General features: G+C 63.9%; 4 protein-coding genes. 3 read left to right on the top strand and 1 reads right to left on the bottom strand.

What is annotated here, in order from left to right; all coding sequences use genetic code 11:
* From JCM12178_RS17095 to JCM12178_RS17085, 3 genes are all read left to right on the top strand, one after another.
* On the top strand, positions 1-260 hold a 260-nt coding region (locus JCM12178_RS17095), incomplete at its 5' end, for a magnesium chelatase subunit ChlI family protein (protein ID WP_500799079.1).
* A gap of 158 nt (positions 261-418) precedes the next feature.
* Positions 419-1,084 (top strand): PEP-CTERM sorting domain-containing protein, encoded by a 666-nt coding sequence (locus JCM12178_RS17090; protein WP_054653163.1) that lies wholly within the window; start codon positions 419-421, stop codon positions 1,082-1,084.
* Between the two features lie 55 nt (positions 1,085-1,139).
* Entirely contained in the window at positions 1,140-2,606 is a 1,467-nt protein-coding gene (locus JCM12178_RS17085) for an adenosine deaminase family protein (protein WP_054653161.1), read from the top strand.
* Here the strand turns inward: JCM12178_RS17085 and JCM12178_RS17080 are convergent.
* Positions 2,603-3,433 carry a DUF169 domain-containing protein gene (locus tag JCM12178_RS17080; protein WP_054653160.1) on the bottom strand — a complete coding sequence of 277 codons (831 nt, stop codon included), beginning with the start codon at positions 3,431-3,433 and terminating at the stop codon, positions 2,603-2,605. The genes JCM12178_RS17085 and JCM12178_RS17080 overlap by 4 nt on opposite strands.
* Positions 3,434-3,630 lie beyond the last annotated feature (197 nt).

The following is a 3,630-nucleotide window of genomic DNA, read 5'->3' as shown; positions in this document are numbered from 1 at the left end:
AGGCCGAGCGCTTCCGGGGATCGCGCACCAGCGTCAACGCGCAGCTTTCCGGTTCGGCGCTGGAGGAGTATTGCCGCCTCGACGCACAGGGCCACGGATTCCTCGAAAGCGCGGTCAAGACGCTTGGCCTCTCGGCCCGTGCCTACACCCGCATTCTGCGCATCGCCCGCACCATCGCCGACCTCGACGCCGCATCCGCCATCGCGGTCAACCATCTGGCCGAGGCCATCAACTACCGCACGCTGGACAGACAGGAGTAAAGGCCCTCCCCGTACCGGCAGGGAACCCGACAGGCTGTCGGGTTTTCTTACGGAATGCGGGGCATCGCGCTCGTTGTAGGCTCGCTAACACTTCGAAATAATGTGTGTTGCCCTGTGGAACACCCCCTGCATGACAGCCCCCAAAAAGGAGTACCGTTATGCTTCAGAGGGTTTTGTGGGTGGTGTGCGCGATTGTTGTCGTGGGCTTCTGCAATGCTCCGGCACAGGCGGCAACCGTGTATTTCGGTCAGGACCTTTCAGGCGGCTCGGTGGACGATCTGGACCCCTATATTGCCGAGAGCGGCTTTCAGAGCCATTTCCCGACCGTGTACATGGAAGATTTCGAGAGCGGTTCCGGCATCGACTTCGGTAACGGCGTCACTGCCACCGCAAACAACGGGCGGCTGAGCAGCGCAGTCTCGGAGACGCATTTCGGCAGCGGCTACTGGGTCACGAGCAGCGGATCGTCGATCACCTTCTCCTTCAGCGAGTCGGTGCTCGGCTTCGGTCTGTGGCTCGGTGATCTCGACTACGGAGCCGACCTGTTCGTTGCGCTGGATCAGAGCGATCCCTTCAATGTCCCCGACACCGTCAACTCCGGCGGGACCGATGATGAAATAGCCTTCCTCGGCGTGGTCAGCGACGCAAATCCGTTTTCCGCTTTCACTCTGAGCGGCCTGACCGCATGGGTGGACTACGACAATCTGCAGATCGGCACCACCACGGCCGAGCCGGTTCCCGAACCGTCCACCATCCTGCTGCTGCTGATCGGCTTCGGCGGCACCGCGCTCGTGGGGTTGAAGCGGCGTTCGCGGGATTTATAACGGGAAAGCGCGCCACGCACTTGACCAACAGCCAAAAAAGGCGGCAACTGGAAGCATGAAAAGAATCAGCATGCTTCCGGTTGTCGTCGCGGTTTTGTTTTGCGTCTTCCTTTCTGCCTGCACAGCGGGGCGCTCGCCGGGGCTTCCTGCACAGGACCCCGTGGTCCTGCGGATGCTTCTGGCCCAGATGCCAAAGGGCGCGGAGCTGCACACCCACCTCTCGGGCATCCCTTACGGCGAACACTACATCGCCTGGGCGGCCAAGGACGGGGCCTGCATCCAGAGCCACACCGGCCGCATCGTGCCGGGACCGTGCAATGGCACGTCCATCGACGCGGCCAAGGCCTACGCCAAGCCCGACCTCTGGAATGCCGAGGTCAACGCGCTCTCGGTCAGACAGGACCGCAGGGACAACCGCATGTGGGGCCATGACCAGTTTTTCGCCACCTTCGGCCTGTTCGGCGAAGCCAAGGACAACAAGGCCCGCATGATCGCCCATGCAGCGCGGCAGGCCGCGCGGGACCGGGTGCAGTATCTTGAGCTGATGATTTCCATTTATGGCCCACAGTGGGTCACGCCATGGGCCGAAAAGGCGGGCTGGGACGGTGATCCGGCGGCAACGCTGGAGCGGTTGCGTTCAGCGGGATTGTTCAAGGGCATCCCCGAGGCGACAGCATGGCTGGACGACACCGGCGCCGACGTTCGCAAGCGGCTCGGCAACGGGCCGGGAAGCGACGTGGGTATTCGCTACATCAACCAGATTTTCCGGGGCGCGGAGCCGGAGTACGTCTTCGCCCAGCTGGCGTGGTCCTTCGAGCTGGCCAGCAGGGACCCGCGCGTGGTGGCCGTGAACATGGTCGGCCCCGAGGACTCGCCCATTTCGGTGCGCGACTACGCCATGCACATGGACATGATCGACTTTCTGCACTCCAGATACCCGGACGTTGCCGTGGCTCTGCACGCCGGTGAGCTGACCGGCGGGCTGACCACGCCCGAAGCGCTTTCGGACCACATCCGGCTGGCCGTGACCAAGGGCCACGCCAAACGCATCGGACACGGCATCGACATCGCCTACGAGGACGATCCACAGGGCACGCTTGCCTTCATGCGGGAAAACCGCGTGGCGCTGGAGGTGCTTCTCTCCAGCAACGACGTGATCCTGCGCGTCTCCGGCAGGGAGCATCCGCTTCGCACATACATGGCGGCGGGCGTGCCGGTGGTGCTGTCCACGGACGACATGGGCGTGGGCCGGACCACACTGACCAACGAATACGTTCGCGCGGTCACGGATCAGGGGCTGACCTACGCAGACCTGAAGCGCGCGGCCCGGAACTCGCTGGAGTTCTCGTTCCTGCCCGGTATCTCCCTGTGGATGGAGGGCGATTACGAGCGCATGGCCCCGGCCTGTCGCGGCGATGAACGCCCGGACAAGGACTGCGCCGCCCTGCTCGGTTCAAGCGAGAAGGCGGCGCAGCAGTGGAAGCTGGAGCAGCGGCTTAGGATGTTCGAGGCGCGGAACTAGCGCGTCCACGCCTTGCGGCTGCGCTCGGCCTTCTTGCGTACCGTGGGCCACGCCGTGCGGGTGAGGAAAGACCCCTCCCAGCGCATGACCATGTCCCTGAACATGGCGAAGGGTACGGTGAAGGAGAGCTCGTCGGGCCCGAAGAATTTGCGGGCCGAGGGGTCCCATCCGCCGAGCGTCGCCTTGTTTTCTCCGTTTTCCAGATACTTGAGCGGCCAGGTGATCAGGCCGCCGCAGGCCGCTGCCCATGGCGAGCGCACCACGTCCGGGTCGTCCGTGACGAACGCGGCCAGTTGGTGCAGACCGCAGAGCGGTTCGGGCCGGGAAAAGAAGGCCACCAACAGCGGCTCCTCGTCATCACTGAACTGTGAAAGCGGCTTGTAGACGAGATACGGCGCGGGCGCGGGAGTGGGGTCGATGTCCTCGAAGATTTGCCGAAGCGTGTCGTGTGAGCCGCAGTAGAGTTCGCCCTCCATCTGGCCGGGAATGCCTGCGGAGACATAGGCGATGATCGCCTCGAGCTGGGGCTTGTTGAACCCCTGCCAGAACGCGGAGCCGGGACAGCCGAAGTGCCGCTCGCTGAACCATGCGGCGGTCTTCTTGCGTCTGGCGCGCCAGATGCTGCCGAGCGCGCAGGAGAAATTGCCGAAGAGCTTGCCGAAGTCCACCTCGCCGCGTGCCTCCTGCTCGCGGGTGGGCATGTCCATTTCCGGCGGGGTGAAGCCTTCTTCGGGTTTGGTGTCCGTGAAGAAAATGCCCATGGGCTCCTCGTCCAGAGCCAGAACATCAAGAAAATAGGGGATTCGTTGCGTCAGTGTCGAGTCCATGCGGCCCTCCGGGGTTTTTCGTTGCTGTAGCAACCTCGTAGCATGGACGTGGATTCGGGGCTAGTCCGGCATGAGGAAAACCGAGGAGAACGGTATCTGGCCGAGGTCCTGTGCGCGGGCTGCGGAAAGGGCCTCGAAGAGCCAGCGGCCCGCCGGGCCGAGGTCCGGTTCGGCGCGGGTTGCCAGCTGCAGGGGGA

The organism is Salidesulfovibrio brasiliensis JCM 12178 (genome assembly GCF_001311825.1).
GTDB classification, from domain to species: Bacteria; Desulfobacterota; Desulfovibrionia; order Desulfovibrionales; family Desulfovibrionaceae; genus Pseudodesulfovibrio; species Pseudodesulfovibrio brasiliensis.
The sequence above is the reverse complement of the archived record's forward strand: the minus strand, read 5'-3'. Positions and strand labels throughout refer to the sequence as shown.